At 57.9% G+C, this 17685-nt stretch carries 19 protein-coding genes and 1 tRNA gene; 7 read left to right on the top strand and 13 right to left on the bottom strand.

The annotated features are described in order from the left end of the window. Positions 1 to 220 precede the first annotated feature (220 nt). Positions 221 to 940 (top strand): hypothetical protein, encoded by a 720-nt coding sequence (locus VF684_RS20360; RefSeq protein ID WP_082182278.1) that lies wholly within the window; start codon positions 221 to 223, stop codon positions 938 to 940. Positions 941 to 1318: 378 nt separating this feature from the next. On the opposite strand, the gene VF684_RS20355 is transcribed toward VF684_RS20360, so the two are convergent. From VF684_RS20355 to VF684_RS20315, 9 genes are all read right to left on the bottom strand, one after another. Next, a tRNA-Ser gene (locus VF684_RS20355) sits at positions 1319 to 1406 on the bottom strand. A gap of 145 nt (positions 1407 to 1551) precedes the next feature. Further along, the gene (locus VF684_RS20350; protein ID WP_005337196.1) at positions 1552 to 2169 is read right to left on the bottom strand and encodes a TPM domain-containing protein; all 618 of its coding nucleotides are present in this window, start codon (positions 2167 to 2169) and stop codon (positions 1552 to 1554) included. 20 nt (positions 2170 to 2189) lie between these two features. After that, entirely contained in the window at positions 2190 to 2915 is a 726-nt protein-coding gene (locus VF684_RS20345) for a TPM domain-containing protein (protein WP_201913302.1), read from the bottom strand. Further along, on the bottom strand, positions 2912 to 3502 hold the full coding sequence (locus VF684_RS20340; protein ID WP_201913301.1) for a LemA family protein: 591 nt from the start codon (positions 3500 to 3502) through the stop codon (positions 2912 to 2914). Before VF684_RS20340 ends, VF684_RS20345 begins: the two co-directional genes overlap by 4 nt. Positions 3503 to 3587: 85 nt before the next feature. Next, positions 3588 to 4325, bottom strand: coding sequence for a penicillin-insensitive murein endopeptidase (mepA, locus tag VF684_RS20335; RefSeq protein WP_040067286.1), 738 nt, complete (start codon positions 4323 to 4325; stop codon positions 3588 to 3590). Further along, on the bottom strand, positions 4325 to 5224 hold the full coding sequence (locus VF684_RS20330) for an amino acid ABC transporter permease (RefSeq protein ID WP_151286793.1): 900 nt from the start codon (positions 5222 to 5224) through the stop codon (positions 4325 to 4327). The genes mepA and VF684_RS20330 overlap by 1 nt, the downstream gene beginning before the upstream one ends. Continuing rightward, complete coding sequence (locus VF684_RS20325) at positions 5224 to 6045, bottom strand: transporter substrate-binding domain-containing protein (protein WP_227273845.1); 822 nt, start codon at positions 6043 to 6045, stop codon at positions 5224 to 5226. The genes VF684_RS20330 and VF684_RS20325 overlap by 1 nt, the downstream gene beginning before the upstream one ends. A 2-nt stretch (positions 6046 to 6047) precedes the next feature. After that, the gene (locus VF684_RS20320; RefSeq protein ID WP_376898512.1) at positions 6048 to 6845 is read right to left on the bottom strand and encodes an amino acid ABC transporter permease; all 798 of its coding nucleotides are present in this window, start codon (positions 6843 to 6845) and stop codon (positions 6048 to 6050) included. Then, positions 6838 to 7608, bottom strand: coding sequence for an amino acid ABC transporter ATP-binding protein (locus tag VF684_RS20315; protein WP_376898510.1), 771 nt, complete (start codon positions 7606 to 7608; stop codon positions 6838 to 6840). The genes VF684_RS20320 and VF684_RS20315 overlap by 8 nt, the downstream gene beginning before the upstream one ends. A 106-nt stretch (positions 7609 to 7714) precedes the next feature. Here VF684_RS20315 and VF684_RS20310 point away from each other — a divergent pair, with 106 nt between their 5' ends. Together VF684_RS20310 and VF684_RS20305 are read left to right on the top strand one after the other, a co-directional pair. Further along, positions 7715 to 8257, top strand: coding sequence for a hypothetical protein (locus VF684_RS20310; protein WP_064340009.1), 543 nt, complete (start codon positions 7715 to 7717; stop codon positions 8255 to 8257). Between the two features lie 216 nt (positions 8258 to 8473). Further along, positions 8474 to 8755, top strand: a complete 282-nt coding sequence (locus tag VF684_RS20305; RefSeq protein ID WP_005337180.1) for an RNA recognition motif domain-containing protein — start codon at positions 8474 to 8476, stop codon at positions 8753 to 8755. 71 nt (positions 8756 to 8826) lie between these two features. Here the strand turns inward: VF684_RS20305 and VF684_RS20300 are convergent, their stop codons facing one another. Continuing rightward, positions 8827 to 9726 carry an aldo/keto reductase gene (locus tag VF684_RS20300; RefSeq protein ID WP_069555747.1) on the bottom strand — a complete coding sequence of 300 codons (900 nt, stop codon included), beginning with the start codon at positions 9724 to 9726 and terminating at the stop codon, positions 8827 to 8829. Positions 9727 to 9873: 147 nt separating this feature from the next. Between VF684_RS20300 and VF684_RS20295 the strand changes: the two genes are divergently transcribed. The 3 genes from VF684_RS20295 to ltaE all read left to right on the top strand — a co-directional run bounded on the left by VF684_RS20295 (position 9874) and on the right by ltaE (position 12202). After that, on the top strand, positions 9874 to 10281 hold the full coding sequence (locus tag VF684_RS20295) for a helix-turn-helix domain-containing protein (protein ID WP_005351138.1): 408 nt from the start codon (positions 9874 to 9876) through the stop codon (positions 10279 to 10281). Positions 10282 to 10368: 87 nt separating this feature from the next. Further along, positions 10369 to 11070, top strand: a complete 702-nt coding sequence (locus tag VF684_RS20290) for a short-chain dehydrogenase (RefSeq protein ID WP_201998302.1) — start codon at positions 10369 to 10371, stop codon at positions 11068 to 11070. Between the two features lie 112 nt (positions 11071 to 11182). Then, on the top strand, positions 11183 to 12202 hold the full coding sequence (gene ltaE / locus VF684_RS20285; RefSeq protein WP_201913296.1) for a low-specificity L-threonine aldolase: 1020 nt from the start codon (positions 11183 to 11185) through the stop codon (positions 12200 to 12202). Positions 12203 to 12291: 89 nt separating this feature from the next. On the opposite strand, the gene VF684_RS20280 is transcribed toward ltaE, so the two are convergent. Genes VF684_RS20280 through VF684_RS20270 form a run of 3 tightly spaced genes read right to left on the bottom strand, consistent with a single transcriptional unit; the run spans position 12292 to position 14747 of the window. Next, a complete protein-coding gene (locus VF684_RS20280; RefSeq protein ID WP_005337175.1) occupies positions 12292 to 12723 on the bottom strand; it encodes a PAS domain-containing protein in 432 nt (143 codons plus the stop codon). Between the two features lie 8 nt (positions 12724 to 12731). Next, positions 12732 to 13754 (bottom strand): response regulator, encoded by a 1023-nt coding sequence (locus VF684_RS20275; protein ID WP_005351143.1) that lies wholly within the window; start codon positions 13752 to 13754, stop codon positions 12732 to 12734. Positions 13755 to 13808: 54 nt separating this feature from the next. Next, the gene (locus tag VF684_RS20270) at positions 13809 to 14747 is read right to left on the bottom strand and encodes a LysR family transcriptional regulator (RefSeq protein WP_005337171.1); all 939 of its coding nucleotides are present in this window, start codon (positions 14745 to 14747) and stop codon (positions 13809 to 13811) included. An 861-nt stretch (positions 14748 to 15608) separates the two neighbouring features. Between VF684_RS20270 and VF684_RS20265 the strand changes: the two genes are divergently transcribed. Then, positions 15609 to 17561, top strand: coding sequence for a putative bifunctional diguanylate cyclase/phosphodiesterase (locus tag VF684_RS20265; protein WP_201913294.1), 1953 nt, complete (start codon positions 15609 to 15611; stop codon positions 17559 to 17561). Positions 17562 to 17685: the final 124 nt, after the last annotated feature.

Here is a 17685-nt window from a genome sequence, read left to right as displayed (position 1 = left end):
TGTATAAAGCCCTCTGGAACTTGGGGAAGAATTGATATCTGCAATGAACTTTCAACAGTTAAAAGTCCCCCCTGAAAAATAAAAAGGCTTCTAAAATCGACAAGTACGAGTAATGAAATTTCCCTTTTAAAACATAAATAGTGAAAACGCTATCTTGTTGACTTTTATTTAATTCAGAATGACAATCTAACTTTCACTTTGACGATGTAATGGACAATGTATGAGTACGGATATCAATTTCTTATGTAAAGAGAGTCTGTTTGCGTTCATCCAAAACAAATATGATAACTTAAAGAATGATATGGGGTGGGACCTGCTTTTCTGTAGGTATGATAACATGCTATCCCCTCAGTATCCTGTCGCATTCTTTGGTATAAATCCAGGTGGTGGACCATGTGATACCAATGCAATTTCAGTGGAGTCTGAATGTGCATACTACAGTGAACCTTGGAAGGGCTGCGAGGAGGGTGAAGCACCGCTACAACAGCAGATGAGAGCCTTATATACAATAATTGGCGATGAACTGGGTGTATCATACAAACAGCTCATGGATGGCTCTCTGATGACAAACTATATTCCCGCTCGCTCACGAAATTGGCATACATTAAAAGGAAAGGATGAGTGGCTTGAACATGCTCGTGAAATATGGAATGAGCGTATAAAGCAGGTTCACTGTAAACTTTATATCGCGATATCGAAAATCGTATTTGATGAACTGGATAGCCATTTAATCAAGCATGGTTTCCAGATGGTTGAAAAAATCAATGAACAGATTGGCTGGGGGAGAGTCAGATACCAAATTCAGCGTTACGAACGGGGTGATCAAGTTTCCTTGCTTGTACGCCTCCCTCATTTGTCAACATACAAAATATTTAGTCGTCCAGCATGTCAACCATCAATAGATCGAATCAAGTGTGAAATATCTAAAACTATAAAATGATCATGTACAGGGCCTTAAGCATTGAGTTCTTTTAACATGCTCTTCAAGGTCCTGTTCCGTGTCTATTATCTCTGCTTGGTTTGGTGATCAGATCACAGAGCCCTCAGTTGGTTCCATTCAAGCTGTATTGATTTGGGAAACAACGCCTCTTTTTGCTCCTGTTGTGACAGGAAGGAACGCTTGTCGGGTGGGGCAATCACAAAAGCAAGGTAGGGGGCGGGAGCTGGCAATACGAAAAGCAGTGATGTTCCATCAGGGCTTTGCAAACCGGGGGATGGGTGCGTGGATGATCTGCCACTGCGTGGCTCTGGCTCACTTGTCGGCATAGGTGTTTGCCGGAAAGCAAAAAACCGACCCTGAGGTCGGTTTTTTTAGATTTGGCGGTGAGGGAGGGATTCGAACCCTCGATACGTTGCCGTATACACACTTTCCAGGCGTGCTCCTTCAGCCACTCGGACACCTCACCAAATTTTCGTTCGCTGCGCTGTTGCGCTGGAACGGGGCGTAATTTAGGGGAAAGGGCTGTGTGGGTCAACCTCTTTTCCCCTTATTTTTCATAATCTTTTACGAATGCCTAACCCTTGCGCAGAATGCCGGTTTTTTAAACCGGATCAGGGCTTGTCGAGGATGATCAGACTGTCCGGCAACTCGTTTTGATCCCGGGTGGCCGGGAAGGCGTCGGTCAGAATGGCGCTAACGCGCTCCACGCACTCCAGAAAACCCTGTTCGATCTCCTTGTTGCGCACTCGCGCCACGAAGTCGTCGATGATCTCCTGCCACTGGCCGTTGTCGATATGCTGGGCGATGCCGTCATCCACCAGTATTTCTACATAGTGCTCGGCGGCAGAGACGAAGATCAGCACCCCAAGCCGGTCGCGGGTGCGGTGCAGCCCCTGCTCGACAAATTGCAGGCGAGCCATCAGGGCAGCCCGGTGCTGGCGAACCTTCTTCGGGATGAGCCGCATCTTGATGGGGGTCCAGTGGAACAGCAGGCTCAGCAGCAGCCAGACCGACCACTGCACCAGCAGGATTTCGTACCAGCCTAGCCAGAAGCCGAGCTGGAACACCAGCAGCGGGGTGAGCATCGCCAGCAGCGCCGCCCAGAGGGTGGGAATGTAGCGATAGCCATCGCTGGCCGGGGCCAGCACGGTGACCAGTTCAGCATCAGTCTCTAGCTCCGCTTCGCGCACCTTGGCCTGAAGCGTGTGGAAGAACTGTTTAGAAATCATGATTTGTCTCTTTACTCCTGTTACCAGCCACCGGAGGCTCCGCCGCCGCCAAAACTGCCGCCGCCACCGCTGAATCCGCCGCCGGAGCGACCACCAAAGGAGCCGGCACCCAATCCACCGGCCATGTAGGTCGACCGACGTCGTCTTCCCGGCCCACCGCCACCCCCCCCGCGCAGGTTGTGGAGCACGATCATCGCAATCACCACCAGAATAAACAGCCAGGGGCCGCCACCGTTGTCACTCTTTGGCTGCTCGACCGGCTGATATTCCCCGGCGAGTGCCTTCATAATGCTCTGGCTGCCTGCCATGATCCCGGCCACCATATCGCCGCGCTTGAAGGCGGGCAGGATGCGGCCATGGATGATGTTGGCTGCGATGGCGTCGGGCAGGGCGCCTTCCAATCCATAGCCTACCTCGATCCGCACCTTGCGCTCATCCTGGGCGATCAGCAACAGCACGCCATTGTTTTTGCCTTTCTGGCCGATCCCCCAGTGGCGACCGAGCTGGTAGCCGTACTCCTCGATAGTCTCCCCATCGAGGCTATCGACAGAGACCACCACCAGCTGGATACCACTGCGCTTTTCAAAGGCGGCCAGCTGTTGGGTCAGTTGATGGGCCTGTTTGCGGGACATCAGACTGGCTTCATCCACTACCCGTCCGCTCAGCGTCGGGAAGTCCGGTGCCGCTTGCAGGGCACTGGCCCAGAGCAGCAGGCAGGGAAGAAACCAGCGCAGCATCATCTTCATTGGAAGCTGACCTTGGGCGCCTCATCGGCACCGGGTTTGGCACTGAAACTGGGTTTGGCCTCCAGATCCGAGTAGAGCAGCTTGGACCAGATAACGCCGGGGAAGGTGCGGATCTCGGTATTGAACTGGCGCACCGCCTCGATATAGTCGCGGCGAGCCACCGAGATGCGGTTCTCGGTTCCTTCCAGCTGTGCCTGCAGGGCAAGGAACTGCTGATCCGCTTTCAGCTCGGGGTAGCGTTCTACCACTACCATCAGGCGGGAGAGAGCGCTGGAGAGCTGGTTCTGCGCCGCTTCAAACTCCTTGAGCTGGGCAGGATCGCTCACTTGCACGCTGCCGACCCGGGCACGGGCATCGGTGACCGCTTTGAGGGTCTCCTGCTCATGGCTGGCGTAGCCCTTGACGGTTGCTACCAGATTGGGAATGAGGTCGGCGCGGCGCTGATACTGGTTCTCCACCTGCCCCCAGCTTGCTTTAACCTGCTCATCCAGGGTCGGAATGTTGTTCATGCCGCAGCCGGTCAGGCTGAGCAGCAAGGTCAGGGTCAACAGGCTCTGCGTGGTTTTGCGCCAGAGTGATGTGGCCATCTTGTTGTTCTCCTTTGGTATTTCGAGTCGATAGTGCGCCATGGATGGTGCACGACCAAGCGTGCACCACCATACCAGCTTGGGGTCAGTTGCCACAACGCGCAGGTAGTTCGGGTCGCTTGTTGATGCCGGAGACCTTGGGTAGCTGGGGCTTGTCTTTGAGCCAAGAGGCCAGCTCTTCCCCGCAGCCGTTGCCGGGAGGAATCGGGGCCTGGGGTTCACAATCCGGGCTGCCCACCGGGCAGCGCAGCCGCACATGGAAGTGGCTGAAGTGGCCCACCCAGGGGCGCAGCTTGGCGACCCAGGGCTCGTCACCAGCCTGTTGGCAGACCGCGGATTTGATCACCGGATTGACGAAGATGCGGGCCACCTCGGGCTTGCTGGCCGCCAGCCGCAGCAGGGTGAGCTGCTGTGGGCCAAAGCGCCCCGGTAACATCTTGTAGCTGGGTTCGTCGATCAGTGCCCACTCCTTGGGGGCATCCTGCTCCCATTTGCTGATGGGGCGGTTGGCCATGCGAAACCAGATATCGGCATCAAGGCCAGTCTGGTGGCTGCGATGGCCGGAGGTAAATGGGCCGCCACGGGCCATCGCCAGATCGGCGATATAGAGATCCGGCAGCCCGGCCATGCGGGTCTGGTTGGCCAGCGCTTGCAGATAGTGGATAAGGTCGGGGTGGCCGTAGTAGCGTAGCCGCTTGGTGCGGATCACCTGATAACCAGGCCCTTCGAGGGGCAGGGATACGCCGTTTTTCAGGCAACCGGCGGCATAACCGCCGATGGCTTCTGCTTGCAACACGGTTGCCAGTAACAGAGACGTCAGCATCAATGCACTCCTTTTCTCGCCTCGAGTCGGCTCAGTAGCACGAACAGACTCAAACATATCAATAAATAGGCAGTGGCCACTAGCAGCCAGATCTCGTAGACCAGTCCGCTGGAGTTGGCCATCTCGGTGCCGACGAAGGTGAGCTCCTGCACCGAGATAAGGGAAACGATGGCGGTATCCTTCACCAGCGCGATGAGCTGACCGGTGAGGGGGGGCAACATCAGCAGCATGGCCTGCGGCAGGATCACATGGCGCAGCCGCACCCAGGGAGATAGCCCGAGGCTCTGCGCCGCCTCCCACTGGCCACGGGGGATGGCGGCCAGCCCGGCGCGGACGATCTCGGCGACGAAGGCTGCGCTGATCATGCCAACGCAGAGGGTGCCTGAGATGAGGTTTTCCCAGCGGACAGGTGGGCCAAACAGCGCCTCTTGCCACGGGGAGAGCGATACGGTGCCGAGCCAGCGGGAGAGGCCGCTTGCAGGCAGCAGCTGGTTGGCGATAAAGAAGTAGAAGATGAAGATAAAGACCAGCGGCGGCAGATTGCGGATCAGCTGGATAAACAGGGTCGCTGGCATCACCAGCCAGGGGCGGCGGCTGAAGGCGGCTACCCCCAGCGCAGTGCCGAGCAGCAGCGCCAGCACCATGCCGAGCAGGGCGATGCGCAAGGTGGTGAGCAGACCGCTGAAAAAGTAGGGCAACTCGCCGTGAGGGCCGGGGGTGAACAGCAGATCGAAGGCTTCATGCCAGCGCCATTGATAGGCCACCCCGATGTGCAGGCGACTGGCCAGCCAGAGGCCAGCCAGCAGCAGGATCAGGGCGATCGCCCCATCCAGCCAGTTGATGTTCCGACATGCCCCACGGACGATGCGCCGGATGGTCTGTTTTAGAGCAATCAGCATCAGGGGTTGGCGACCTGCGCTTCCCACGCCAGCGACTTGAACCAGTAGTCATGGCGCGCCTTGAGCCAGCCATCGGCCTGACGGGCGGCGATCCACTCGTTGAACTGTTCAGCCAAGGCATCATCCCCCTTGCGCAGGGCAAACCCTTCACTCCCCTCTGCCAGCGGTTTGGCAAACGGCATAAAGAGGGCATCCGGGTGGCGCAGCGCCTCTTGCTCGGGTTTCGGGGAAGAGGAGAGGGCGCCGTGGGCGCGGCCGTTCAACACCTCCTGAAATACCTGTGACTCGTCATCAAACTGGCGCAGGGTGGCCTTGGGGAAGTGTTCTTTTGCCACCTGTACCGGTGAGGCGCCACGACGTACCGCCAGGATCACCCCGCGCTGGTTGAAGTCCGCCACGGTTTTCTTCTCTTTGGCCATGGTGCTGGAGGCGGCCAGCTGCACCCCCGAATGGGAGTAGGCCTGGGTGAAGCGCACGCTCTTCTCCCGCTCGGGGGTGATGGTGAGGCCGCCGATGATGACGTCATATTTTTTCGCCAACAGGGAGGGGATGATGCCATCCCAGGCGGTAGGCACGAACTCTACCTGCCAGCCGTTATCTGTGGCGAGGCGACGGGCCACGTCAATCTCGAAACCGATCAGGGCCCCCTGCTTGTCGCGCATCGCCCAGGGGGCGAAGGTGGACATGCCGACCCGCAGGGTACCGCTCTGCTCGATCTGCGCCTGGGTGTCGGAGGGGGCGGTTTCTGCCAGTGCTGGAGTGAGCAGGCTTGCCAGCAGCAGCGCAGCGCCCGACAGGGTGGTCTTGAATGACAGATTCATGGTTAGCGTCCTTGTTGATCCGGATTCAGGTGACGGGCCAGCGCCCGCGAACAGGCTGACAGCGTCAGGGTTAACAGCAAATAGAGGGCGGCCACGGTAAACCACACCTCAAAGGTCAGAAACGTATCGGCAACCAGAGTACGCCCTTCGTTGGTCAGATCGAAGATGGCGATCACACTCACCAGCGCCGAATGTTTGATAAGGGAGACCAGCTCGTTGGTCAGCGGCGGCAAGGTGATGCGCACCAGCTGGGGCAGGATCACCTTGCGCAGGGTGATGGTTCGCGACAAGCCAAGCGACTGGGCCGCCTCCCACTGTCCTTTGGGAATGGCCTGTACACCTGCACGCAAGACCTCGGCGGTGAAGGCACCCTGATAGAGGGAGAGGCTCAACACGGCGCAGGCAAGGGGGGCCAATCCCAGCATGGGGCCCAGCAAGAAATAGAGAATATAGAGTTGCACCAGCTGGGGCGTGGTGCGCACCAGCGCCAGATAGGCGATGGCGAGCCAGGGGCCGAGCCGGGAGGGGATCAGCCGCAGGCTGACCACGCACACCCCGATCGCCAGAGTGCCCAGCAGACTGAGCAGCGCCACCTGCAAAGTGACCAGCAGGCCGTTTAGCAGGGGGCCTGCATAAAAGGTTCCCTCATCCCATTCGCCGAGAAAGGGCAACACCCGCGACCACTGCCACTCATAGCCCATCTGGCGAGCGCCGCTATAGAGCGCCCAGCCCAGTAGCGCACAGAGCATCACAGTGCCTGACAACCAGCCGAGCAGGCGGGGGCGATTGAGCCTAGCCATGATAGCTGAGCACCTGTTCGAGGAAGGCTTGGGTACGCGGGTGACGAGGGGCGTTGAACAGCTGGGCGGGCGGGGCCGACTCGATGATTTTCCCCTCATCCATAAAGAGCACCCGATCCGCCACTTGACGGGCAAAGCCCATCTCGTGAGTGACGCAGATCAGGGTCATCCCCTCGTCAGCCAGCTCGCGGATCACATCGAGCACTTCGCGGATCATCTCGGGGTCGAGGGCGGAGGTGGGCTCGTCAAACAGCATCAGCTCGGGTTGCATGCAGAGGGAGCGGGCGATGGCGACCCGCTGCTGCTGGCCGCCGGAGAGCTGGTGTGGGTACTTGTCGGCCTGTGCCTGAATGCGCACCCGCTCGAGCAGCCCGAGCGCCCGGGCTTTGGCCTCCTGAGGGCGCAACCCCAGGGTATGCACCGGTGCCACCATCAGGTTTTCCAGCACCGTCATATGTGGGAAGAGGTTGAACTGCTGAAACACCATGCCAACCCGACCTTGCAGGCGGCGCAGGTAGGAAGGGGTCACCGGCTCGCCAAACAGGAACAGCTGGCCGTCGTCGATCCCCTCCAGCCCGTTGATGGTGCGGATCAGGGTCGATTTTCCCGAGCCTGACGGGCCACAGATGACCCACTTTTCTCCACGTTCAATGGTGAGATCGATGTGATGAAGAGCCTGAAAATCGCCATAGAATTTGTCGACGCCACAAAAGCGCACACAGGGTTGCGAGCTGGTCAAGAAGTGGGTTCCACTGAGAATCATTTACGCCATGGTATTGATTTTATAGGGGGATGACAAAGAAAACCCCCTTGTCAGCATCCTGATGCCTATTCACAATGGCGCCATTTCGTGATGACAGGAGCTTTTCATGCGTATTACATCCTTGCTTGCCGGTTCCCAGGTGCAGCTGTTGATGCCGCCAGCGGTTCGCTATCGCTGCGTCATTTTTCTGTTGTTGCTGGTGAGTTGGGGTGTGGTGGCGGCCTCCTTGTGGGATGGTTGGGGCGCCATGGCGCTGCTCAACTGGGTGGGCGTGGTCTTTGGTGGCATCACCGGGATCATGGTGTCGCTGCCCCGCAGCTGGCAGCCCTGGCGACTGGCGGAGCTGGGGTGGGATGAACAGCATATCTATCTGCTCAATGGCAACAAGGATGAGGCGCTGGCGCTGCCCCGCAGCCAGCTGGTGGCGCTCGAACGGGAGCGGCGAGTGGGTCACGACGGCCAGTGGCTCGACTTCAGCCTCGATCTGCAGCTGAGTGAAGAGGAGCTGGCGGCGGCCATGGCCTTGCTGGATCTCAAGGCGGGGGAGCTCCATCTGGTGAGCCCGTCTGTCTATCGCTTCGGCTTTAAACGGGCCTGGCACGGTCGCCGGATGCTGGCGCAACGGTTGTCAGATCTGCAATCGGCCTGAGTCGACTATTTTCTCGACAATTCCCGGCAAAGCTCAGATACTGCCAGTGACTCGAATTGATCTTGTCTGCACTGTTAACCCAAGAGATCAATCACTTGACGACAGTGTGGAGAAGGCCACGGCATGAAGCCATGGCAGGTCCGGCATAGGGGTTGTGCCCTTACCGTTATGCTGGGAATTGCATAGAGAAGGCACCTTGAATCGAGAGTAGATGGCATGAAGATTTACGTAGGAAATCTGTCGTACCGGATGACGGCCGACGAACTGAAAACCCTGTTCAGCCAGTTTGGACAGGTCGACAAGGTTGATATCATCATCGACCGCGATACCGGCCAGTCAAAGGGGTTTGGTTTTATTGAAATGCCGGTCAATGGTGATGCCGAGAAGGCCATCGCTGGTCTGCATGGCACAGAAGTCGGTGGCCGTACCATCACCGTCAACCAGGCCAAACCGAAGACAGATGCTCCCCGTGGTCGCCCGCAACAGCGCCACCGCTAAGGTGCCTCGGCAATAAAAAAACGGCATGGGTTTCCCCCATGCCGTTTTTGTTTCTGGACGTTTTGCTGTTATCAGGGGACGTCGTAACCGAGCGCCGCCTTGCGGATGCGGAACCACTGCTGGCGATTGAGGACGATGGATTCGGCGGCCACGGCGGCAGCAATCCGCTCCCGTTTGCCGGAGCCAATCAATGGCAGCGGCTGGCTTGGCAGCATCATTACCCAGGCGTAGACCACCTGCTCGATAGTCTGGGCGCCCACTTCCTGACGGATCTGCTCCAGTTCGGCACGCAGCGGGGCATAGGCGTCATCGCTGAACAGTCGGCCGCCGCCGAGACATGACCAGGCCATCGGCTTGATGCCAAGCTGCTGGCACTGATCCAGGGTACCATCGAGGGTCCCTTCCTGATGAAGCGGCGAGATCTCCAGCTGGTTGGTGACCAGCGGGAAGGGGAGGCGCGATTGCAGTAGCTCGAACTGACGGGCGGTGAAGTTGGATACCCCGGCGTGCTTGATCTTGCCCGCCTGTTTCAGGGTGATAAAGGCGTCGGCCACTTCATCTGCGTTCATCAGGGGATCTGGGCGGTGGATCAGCAGCAGGTCCAGATGGTCGGTGCCGAGCTTGCGCAGCGAGGCCTCGGCGCTGGCGATGATATGGTCCTTGCCGGTGTTGTAATGGTTGAGAGCATGCTCCGGCTTGGCGGTGAGGGCGATGCCGCACTTGGTGACGATCTCCATCCGGCTGCGCAGGGAAGGCTCGAGGCGCAGGGCGTGACCAAAGGCCTCTTCACACTGGTAGCCGCCATAGATATCGGCGTGATCGATGGTGGTGACCCCCAGATCCAGATGATATTTCATCAGGTCGAGCAGAGCGGCCGGAGAGAGCTGCCACTCCATCAGGCGCCAGTAACCCATGATGAGGCGAGAGAAGGTGGGGCCTTGCGGATGCAGGGCGACACGGGATACAGACATGGTTGACTCCTTGAAAAACACGATGCGAAAACGATGTGCAACATAGATGACTGCGGGCATCTTGGCCTCATGTGGCTGGCAAAGCAATAATGGGCAGTGGCATGATTCGAACTTTGGTTCTGATCGCAGAGTAGGAGAGATAGTTGGATGGAAGGATTTGCCGAGCGCTTGCAGAGCCTGATCGGGGAGATGAGCGTGAGCGCGTTTGCCCGCAAGGTGGGGCTCAGTGAAGCGCTGATCCGCAAATATTTGAAGGGAGCCGAGCCTGGCCTGGCGCGGGCCAACCAGATCGCCATGGGGGCCAACTGCTCGCTGGAGTGGCTGGCAACCGGCTGCGGTTATCTCTACCGTCAGGCGGAAGTGGTAGACCGGGAGGCGCTGGCAGCGGCGCAGCTACTGCTGGGCGAACAGCAACCCGGGGTGGGGCTGCCCGATGAGGAGGCACTGGTCACCCTGCTCGCCTATTACCAGTTTTTGCGCACCCACAAGAAAGCGGACGGTTTTCTCGACTTGGCGCTGGCGCGGGAGTTTGGTCGCCATCTGGGGGAAGCGTGATGAGGGGCATATTACCCTTTGGTCGTGTCACGGCCGGTTGATTATTCTGATACGCTCTAAGCAAGATAACTCTCCATGGAATGGGCAATGAGCTACTTGATCCTCGGAAGTGGTGCGCTGGGCTCGGCGCTGGCAAGAGAGCTGATGGCAAGGGGGGAGTCCTTCCTTCTGGCCGGGCGCACCTATCCAAAAGGGATCGAGATGGGGGCTTTCTTCCCGCTGCAAGAGGTGGACGCCATCTCGTTCGACGCCCTGTTTACCCTCTACGACACCGATCCTCTTCCCACTGTGGTGATCAACACCATCGGCCTGTTGCACGATGTCAGCTTTATGCCAGAGCGGCGGGTCGAAGAGGTGCACCCCAAGTGGCTGTGCGACAGCCTGCTGGCCAATGCCTGGCCAACGCTGGCGCTGGCTGCCCGTTTCAGTCGGTTGATGGGCAATGACCATCCGCTGTGGCTCTGTGCCATCTCTGATCTGGCGGGCTCCATCACCTCCAATCTGGAGGGGGGCCGTTACAGCTACCGGATGAGCAAGGCGGCCCTCGACATGGGGGTGAAAACTCTGGCCCTTGAGTGGGCGCAGCGTTTCCCGCAAGCAGGGGTGGTGGCAGTAGCGCCCGGCTTGATGGACTCCCCGATGAACGCTCCCTTTCTGAGCGAGTTGCCTTTGGAACAATTACAGGATCCTGCCGAGGTGGCGGTGAAACTACTCAATCTCATCAAGGGGTTATCGTTGACCCAATCGGGTCAGCTACTGGATCTCAATGGTCAGCCGCTGCCTTGGTAAATCCCGCCTGCGGGTTCTATGGACGTCTATTGGCTTCACATTCTGCTCATGCGCCCCTTGCCAAGCGAGGGGCGCATAGCTAACGTCACTCTCTTGTTTCAGGAGGGATCTCATGCGCTATATCGATTTACGAAGTGACACCGTCACCCAGCCTACTGACGCCATGCGTCAAGCCATGCTCCACGCCGAAGTCGGTGACGATGTCTATGGTGAAGATCCGGGCGTCAACGCGCTGGAGGCCTTTGGGGCCAGATTGCTGGGCAAACAGGCGGCGCTGTTTGTGCCGTCCGGCACCATGTCCAATCTGTTGGCGGTGATGAGCCACTGTCAGCGCGGTGAGGGGGCCATCCTCGGCAACGCCGCTCACATCTATCGCTATGAAGCGCAGGGGAGTGCCGTGCTGGGCTCCGTAGCCCTGCAACCCTTGCCGATGCAGCGCGATGGCACGCTGGCATTCGATGATATCAAGGCTGCGCTGGCCCCTGATGATGCCCACTTCGTCCAGACTCGCCTGATCTGCCTTGAGAACACCCACAACGGCAAGGTGCTGCCGCTCTCCTATCTGCAGGAGATGGGGGCATTCGTTGCCGAGCGCGGCTTGAAGCTTCATCTCGATGGCGCCCGGCTCTTTAACGCCGCCGTGGCCAGCGAGACCCCGGTCGAGGTGATCGCTGCACCGTTTGATAGCATCTCGATTTGTCTCTCCAAGGGGTTAGGGGCACCGGTGGGCTCGCTGCTGGTGGGCAGCCACGATTTCATCGCCCGTGCGCGCCGCCTACGCAAGATGCTGGGAGGTGGCATGCGTCAGGCGGGCATTCTGGCGCAAGCCGGTCTGTTTGCCCTCGAGCAGCATGTGAGCCGCCTGGCCGATGATCACCGCCGTGCCAAACGGCTGGCCGAAGGGTTGGCTGCACTGCCGGGCATCGAGCTCGACCTCTCGCTGGTGCAGAGCAACATGGTGTTCCTGCGGCTGCGTGAGGGGGAATCGGCCCCTCTGCTGGCCTTTATGAAGGAGCGGGGGATCCTCTTCTCCGGTTACGGCGAGCTGCGGCTGGTGACCCATCTGCAAATCAACGATGACGATATTGAAGAGGTGATCGACGCCTTCACCGAGTATCTCGGAGCGCGTTGAGACGGCTGGTGAGGTAGAGGTTATACCAAGACCTGTTCATACCGAAATAACAGAGGGCGCCGCGGCGCCCTCTGTTATTTGCAGCAAGCTCAAGCCTGCCGCTGGCCGCTCATCAGCATGGCCTCATCGGTGGCATCGTAGATCATCACCGCGATGTGGGTCACCTGACCGCCGAAATCGGCCAGTGGCACCAGCGTCAGGTTCTGGAACATGTGGGGGGCTGAGCCGGTAATGGGGCGGTAGTTGGAGAAACGCAGCAGATAGGGCTTCTGCTCCCAGGTGCTGAAGGCGCGGTTGTTGAGTTTGAAGACCATGTTGGCCTTGCGTTCGAACCAGGCTCTGTCCACATCGGGGAAGAGCTCGAACAGTACGCCATCGCGCACGTCACTGGCCAGTCGGCCGCTGTGGCTCTCCATAAAGCCGTTCCACACCTGAACCTTGTACTCCTTGTCGAGCACCACCAGGCCTACGTCCAGGTTCTGGACTATGTTCATCAACCAATGAAATTCACGGATTTCCATAGTCACTCCTAGAGCATGTGCATGATTTTGTTGTTCATGGTGGCGATGGAATCTTCGGTAAACAGCAGCAGCAGATCACACTGCACCGCGTAATCCTGGATCCGGTAGTTGATCTCGATGGCGAGCGTGCGGCGCCAGCGACTCTTGTTGGTGTTGATCAGCTCGTTGATGGGTCTGTGCTGGCCGAGCACCACCGGGTGCCCCTGACTGAAGGGGGTGTCGAGCTGGTTGGCGTAGCCGCGCAGGAAGGCGCCGATCAGCACGTTGGCGGTATCCATCAACAGCTCCAGTTCGGCGGTGCGATCCAGCGTCCCCTGATGGTTCATCAGCTTGGCCAAATCTTTGAAGCTGGAGTCATGGAACAGGATCAGCGCTTCACCGGCGATCCCAGCTCCGATAAACCCCTGACAGACGGCGGAGAGGGTATCTGAATCCGCAGCGGCCGAGAGGGCCATATGCAACTCTGATACTTCCAGCACGTTGACGTTGGGGATAGGCAGTACCACGAAGGCGTTGAGCAGACGAGCCAGCAAGTCGGCGGCCTGACCCATGGAGACGTTGGCCAGCTCCTGATAGACATCGCGGATTTCGGGGGTGATCTTGACGCCTGCATCGGCTACAACGCCGTTTGGCTGCTGCTCGGGGGCGCTTGGTTGACCGCTCGGGGCGGCACTCCAGAAATCATGCTTTTTGAGCAGGGCGAGCAGGGTCTCCGGGGCGGCGGGTTTCTTGATGAAATCGAGCGCCCCCAGCCCCATGACCCGTTGATAGGCCTCTGGCTGGATATCCCCGGAGACCACGATCACCTTACTGCGTAGACCCTCCCGTTGGAGGGTCTCCAGCACGCCGTAACCGTCCATTTCCGGCATGGTCAGATCGAGGAAGATGAGATCGCCATGACCCATCAGCACCTGTTCGATCCCTTCGAGACCATTGGCTGCGTAGTGCAAATCGACTTTCCAGTCGGCCGGGAGCGCCCGCGCCAGCTGTTTGCGGGCGAACCCGGAGTCATCACATATCAATACATTCATGGCGTTAGGCAGGCTCTGTTGGCAAGGGATGCTATAAGTGTGGCCCGCTAACGGTCAGATGCAATGGGTGAGGCTATCACCTTGTGAAAATTGGTTGTCCCACTGCCGATTGCGATAGCGTGCTGAGTATTTTTCAACAAATTCAACGAACATCTTAACACGCAACGGAGCGAACTGGTGCTGGCAACACAACATGTAGAAGGGGCGATTGCCGGTTTGCCAGTCGGTCAGTACCGGCACCAGCTGCTCGTCATGGAGGAAGCTGCTCAGATAGTGCAGCGGGGCGTTGACGATCCCCAGATGACGTCGGGCTGCGCGTACCGCGGCCTGGGTCTGGTTGACAGTCAGTTTGGCGCTGCGTTTGATGCAGACGCTCTGGCCATCCTTGTCGGTCAGTTGCCAGTGCTGGTGAGGCCAGCAGTAGATGAGATCGTGCTCTTCCAGCTGGTTGGGGTGGGAGGGGGTGCCCTTTTTGGTCAAATAGAGTGGTGAGGCAAACAGGCCGTACTCGATATGGCCGAGACAGATCGCATTGGGCAGCGACTGGGGCAGCTCACCGTTGAAGAACACCAGATCCCGATCATTGTCGAACAGGTGCTGGTGATCATTGGTCTGGGTGATATCGAACTGTACCTCGGGATAGTGCAGTCCGAATTCGGCCAGCATATCGATGAGGATGGTGTTGGAGAGCGCGATGGGCGCAGCTATCCGGATAAGCCCGGTGATATCGGCCTCTTGACCCTGGATCTCGCTGGTGGCTTGCTCGATTTGCGCGAGTGGCGTGCAGAGACGTTCGTAGTATCTGAGGCCATCATCGGTAAGGCGGAGCTTGCGGGTAGAGCGATGTAGCAGGGAGCAACCCAGTTGCTCTTCCAGCTGGGAAATGCGTCGACTGATGGTGCCTGTTGGCATGCCCAGTGCGGCTGCAGCGTGGGAGAATCCTCCCTCTTGCACCACCTTGACGAACAGGTAGAACTCTTCGATGTGCTTCATAAACGCTGTTCTGGGTGTAACAAGGGGGCAACCATAAAAAGAGCGTTCCGGGTTGGCAAGGGTAATTCAGCGTTTAATTGATCTGGATTCGATTTCTGTTGATACCTGTTCTCCACCCGCCCGTCATCTCAATTTCCCCAAGCTGGTGATTATTTCGGCACAATGCCAAATGGTACTGCGGCAGTGATGTTTGCCATATTTCCTGATTTGTTCCGCGATAACCGCGGGCGAAGGCCGATATTGCAATCTGATGGAAGGAATCTGGGTTGCTCTGCGTACTCAGCTGGGGTGGTTTGTCATCTACAGCCAATGTGATGCAGATCATATATTCTGGTTTTGCTCATTGCCTGTTGAAAAATGAATTTGGGGTATATCAATTCCGCCTTAGTGAACTATTTTTGTCCGTTTTGGCGTTTTTTTGGCTGTTTATCCATCCGCTTGGTTAATTAATGGAAGCTTTGTGACAGAGAGTGATGACTATTTCCGCCATTGATTTGAATGTTAATAACAAATTTGTCGCAGCAAATATGCAATTGCTCTTTCAAGGTCTCGAGTGGATAGCTCTTAGTGCTTGTTTTTACTGGGGAAAAAAGTTAAAAATCGACTATATGATTTGCCTGGATTAACAGGGTCCTTGGCTGAGTCCTTTGTAGTATTGCCGTACAGGCTGCCCTGTTGTTGATATCTGAAATAGTTTTGTCCGCTCTTGGCTATGTGAAAAGGGATAATGGCCGAGAGGTATTTGCACCTTGCATTCTGCAGCTAGCGGTTTGCCAGATCTGTTTTCCGGTTAACCAGTGACCATCCAGCATGAATGACCTTGACCAGATGAATACGCTTGACGAACGGTTACTGAAGACGATGGATGTTCTGCATACCCCGATCTGGGTTTATGACATCGAGCATCACCATATTTTCTGGGCAAACAGCGCCGCGCTCTCCGTGTGGGAGGCGACGTCTCTCGACGAACTCTGCTCCCGCGACTTCTCTGCCGATATGGCAACCGCCATCGATCTGCTGCTGCAGCGCTATCTGGGTGATTTTCAGCAGGGGCGCAGTTACAACGAGTGGTGGACCCTCTCCCCAAAGGGGGTCAAGAAGCAGATCTATCTGCGCCTTTCCGGTATTCAACTGGCTGGCCGGCTGATGATGATGACCGAAGCGGTGCTCGACTCCGATACCCTCTATCAGGAGTCTTCGCTGGCAACCGGCGATACCTTGGCCTGCCTGTTCGATAGCCATGGTGTGTTCGAGAGTGGCAACTATCACTTCGAAATGTGTTTCGGCCACCAGATCGCCAAGCTCTCCCAGGTTTTCTCCGGCAATGATGACAGCTTCTACCAGAAGCTCTCCCGTCTCGATGAAGTGGTGACCGAGGGGGAGTGCCGTACCCTCAAGGGGATGCGCTGGTTCCAGTATCAGTTCCGCTATATCCAGCAGGGGGCCCGCATTCTGCTCACCATGCGGGATATTACCGATCGCAAACTCGAAGAGCTGGAGCATCGCCACCTCGCCTGGCACGACTCCCTGACCGGCCTGCTCAATCGGTATGGCTTGATGAAATCCCTCGAGGCCTATTGCGGGCTGGGGGAGCGTTTCGCGCTGGTGTTCATGGATCTGGACAACTTCAAGCTGGTCAACGACAACTACGGCCACAAGGCGGGAGATCGCCTGCTGGAGCGGGTCGCCGGTCGCCTCAAACAGATTTGCCCGCGGGATGTGGAGCTGGCTCGCCTCGGTGGCGATGAATTCACAGCACTGGTGCCGCTGGGCAATCAGGGGGATCGGGCGCAAGAGGTGGCCGATCAGATGCTCTCCCAGATGACCAAGCCGCTGCAACTGAGCGGGCTGCCGGAGGTGACCATCGGTGGCAGTATCGGTATCGCCATCTATCCAGATGATGCGGATGACGGGGACAACCTTATCACCCGTGCCGATATGGCCATGTATCAGGCCAAGCAGATGGGGCGGCTGCGCTGGCAGCGTTTCACCCCCAGCATGCAACAGACCCTGCAGCGCAAGCTCAATCTCAAACAGTTTCTGGCCAAGGCCATCGGCCGTCAGGAGCTGAGCCTCTGTTACCAGCCGCAGGTCGATGCCGCCAAACGGCGTCTGATCGGTTACGAGGCGCTGCTGCGCTGGTACAACCCGGTGCTCGGCCATGTCTCGCCGGTGGAATTTATCCCGCTGGCCGAAGAGATGGGGCTGATCCGCGAGATCGGCAGCTGGGTGCTCTCCACCGCGCTGGCACAGGTAGCCAGCTGGCAGAAGCGCTTCCATCAGCGAGTGCCGGTCTCCGTCAACCTCTCCGGTTTCCAGCTATCGTCGGCGCTGCCCGGGCAAGTTCGCCAGCAGTTGGAGCTGCACGGGGTGGATGCCTCCCTGTTGACGCTGGAGCTGACCGAAACCGTGCTGATGCTCGATATGAAGGGGTGCCTCGGCATTCTCGACGATTTGAGCGAACAGGGGATCAAGATTGCCATCGATGATTTCGGTACCGGCTACTCCTCGCTGGCCTATCTCAACCGGTTGCCGATCAACAACATCAAGCTGGATCGCTCCTTCGTGGTCGGCCTCAACTTGCCGGTGATCCGGGCGACTGCGGCCATGGCCACCAATCTGGGATTGGGGATCATGGCGGAAGGGGTAGAGGAGCCTCACGAGCTGGCCGCCCTGCAGACCCAGGGGTGCCATGTGTTCCAGGGATATCTGTTCAGCAAGCCGCTGACAGTGGCACAAGTCGAGGCTAGCGGTTTTGCGGTGGAGTGCCAGGTCGGGCGTTATCCACTGCTAGATGCCGTGATGGCCGAGTAACAAGTGTGCGTTAGACCACAACTTGGGATTTTATCCTGCAATATTTAATCAAAATTAATCATTCTTTTGCGATCGGTCATGAGACGGATTGGCTGGAATTGCTAGCATGCGACCTCGTTTCTAG

The organism is Aeromonas sp. Lyrl_2 (assembly GCF_051948815.1).
GTDB classification, from domain to species: domain Bacteria; phylum Pseudomonadota; class Gammaproteobacteria; order Enterobacterales; family Aeromonadaceae; genus Aeromonas; species Aeromonas veronii.
This window is presented reverse-complemented; position numbering and strand designations above follow the sequence as displayed.